This window comes from Bacteroides sp. HMSC067B03 (assembly GCF_001811315.1).
Lineage (GTDB): Bacteria > Bacteroidota > Bacteroidia > Bacteroidales > Bacteroidaceae > Bacteroides > Bacteroides faecis.
Window position 1 is genome coordinate 1 of sequence record NZ_KV804251.1, and the last position, 1,971, is coordinate 1,971.

1 protein-coding gene and 1 pseudogene are annotated in these 1,971 nt (G+C 43.9%); both read left to right on the forward strand.

Going from position 1 to position 1,971, the window contains the following annotated elements; genetic code table 11:
- Positions 1 to 189: 189 nt before the first annotated feature.
- A complete protein-coding gene (gene ltrA, locus HMPREF2794_RS01435; RefSeq protein ID WP_025836412.1) occupies positions 190 to 1,842 on the forward strand; it encodes a group II intron reverse transcriptase/maturase in 1,653 nt (550 codons plus the stop codon).
- Positions 1,826 to 1,971, forward strand: a pseudogene (locus HMPREF2794_RS29360) (conjugal transfer protein TraG); the annotation flags it as partial. The gene ltrA and the pseudogene HMPREF2794_RS29360, both read left to right, overlap by 17 nt.

The following is a 1,971-nucleotide window of genomic DNA, read 5'->3' on the forward strand; positions in this document are numbered from 1 at the left end:
CAAGCCGAATGGGGTGCAGGTATGAGATAACGGAAAAAGCGAATGCCACCCTGTAATGGGGTGGATACGGATTGAATCAACATCACGGGTTGTTATTGGTGACATCATCCGACACGAAAGTGGGCAGACTTCCGTATATGGTAACTCTTTACAAGATAACTTTTAGAACTTTCAAAAGGAGGAAAGCAAATGAACGAAACTAAAACATCGTGTGCGCCTGCTGATAGTAGGAATCTAACTTGGAACGGAATGGACTGGTCCAAGTGTGAAGCCTATGTCCGAAAGCTACAAGCGCGTATTGTAAAGGCTCAAAAGGAAGGCAGACATAACAAGGTGAAAGCCTTGCAGTGGATGCTGACCCACTCTTTTTACGCCAAGGCATTGGCGGTAAAGAGGGTTACTTCCAACAAAGGGAAGAAAACGTCTGGAGTAGATAAACAGCTTTGGGATTCTCCCAAGCGCAAGTACAAAGCAATCGGTGAACTGAAACGTCGTGGTTACAATCCGCAGCCGCTTCGTAGGGTTCACATCAAGAAAAAGAACGGTAAACTCCGACCGTTGGGAATACCGACAATGAAAGACAGGGCGATGCAGGCATTATATCTCATGGCATTGGAACCGATAGCCGAAACGACAGGCGACCGCTTTTCTTATGGTTTCCGCAAGAAACGCAGGACAATGGACGCTATCCGTCAGATTGATACGGTTCTAAACCGCCAGCATTCCCCCGAATGGATTTTGGAGGGAGACATTAAAGGCTGCTTCGACCATATCAGCCACGACTGGCTTCTTAATCATATCCCTATGGATAAGACGATACTCAGAAAATGGCTGAAATGTGGAGCTGTATTCAATGGCAAACTATTCCCGACAGAAGAGGGTACACCACAAGGAGGTATCATATCACCGACACTTGCAAATATAGCACTTGACGGACTTCAACCACTCTTGGCTGAAAGATTCAAAAGATTATGGCGCAACAATAAGACATTCCACTACAAGGTAAACCTCATTCGTTATGCGGATGACTTTATAATCACAGGTCGAGATAAGGAGCTATTGGAAAACGAAGTCAAACCTATCGTGATAGAATTTCTCAAAGAAAGAGGGCTGACCTTATCCGAAGAGAAAACTACCATTACGAACATATACGACGGTTTTGATTTCTTAGGTTTCAATGTGAGGAAGTTTGGCAAAAGGCTATACACATCCCCGTCCAAAGATGCACAGAAACGCTTCAGGGCAAAAATCGGTGACATCGTTAAAGGACATAAAATGTGTAAGCAGGAATCGCTGATACGAATGCTTAATCCTGTAATCACAGGTTGGGGCAACTATTACCGATATGGTGCATCAACCGATGCTTTTCATGGTTGTGACAATCACATTTACAATCTCACGAAGAAATGGGCTTTACGTCGCCATCCAAAGAAACGCAAGTCTTGGGTTGCAGACAAATATTGGCATGAAATTCGGGGGCGTAAATGGACGTTTGCATGGAAATATGAAACCAAGAGCAAGAAAGTGAACTACCTGACCCTTAAAAGGTTGTCGGATATACATTATACCCCGTACAAGCAAATCAAAGGTGAGGCAAACCCTTTCGACCCGGAATACGATGATTATTTCTTTCAGCGAAAGGAGCAACAAATGCTGGAATCTCTCAAGGGACGTAAGTCTCTCTTATATTTATGGAACAAGCAGAACCGGATTTGTCCGTTATGTGGCAAGGAAATAGATTGTACAAAAGCATGGAACGTCAACGAAATATCTGTTGGTGGTTCGATTGTACGGCAACTTGTCCACAACAACTGCTACAAGCGAAATAAACGAAAATGTTGAAAGTATGAGCCGATTTCTAACAACAAATAGAAATATTGAGTTGCTTGAGCCGTATGAGGGGAAACTCTCATGTACGGTTCTTAGGGGAGAAGGGGGCAGCAATGCCCTTGACTTACCCGATGTGCAAAA